The 309-nt window shown below is 57.0% G+C and carries 1 protein-coding gene; it reads left to right on the top strand.

Annotation, left to right across the window (positions count from 1 at the left end; all coding sequences use genetic code 11):
• Positions 1–309, top strand: a 309-nt coding sequence (locus ADK28_RS02795) for an ImcF-related family protein (protein ID WP_048794814.1), incomplete at both ends; no start/stop codon positions are given.

The raw sequence follows: 309 nt of genomic DNA, 5'->3' as shown, positions 1-309 counted from the left end.
TGCTGACGGCGTCTCTTTTCAGTCTGGGCTGGTATCACTATTACCTGGCGAACCGTAATGCGGGGCATCAGGTTCTGCTGTCTGCCCGACAGTTTATCGGTGCGCGTGAAAGTGCCGGACAACAGGCATTTGGCGCTGATTTGCTGCCACGACTGAACCTTATCCGGGAGGCCACACTCTCCTTTGGCGATTACCGGCGTAAAAACACCCCGCTGGCGGATATGGGGCTGTATCAGGGGGGCCGTATCGGTCCTTATGTGGAAACGTCCTACCTCGCGTTATTGCAGCAGCAGTTTCTGCCGGCTGTGC

Origin of the sequence: Serratia sp. 506_PEND (assembly GCF_001076875.1) — a bacterium.
In the GTDB taxonomy this organism is placed as follows: Bacteria; Pseudomonadota; Gammaproteobacteria; order Enterobacterales; family Enterobacteriaceae; genus Serratia; species Serratia marcescens.
Note: the sequence above shows the minus strand (reverse complement) of the source record. Positions and strands in the feature narration are given on the sequence as shown.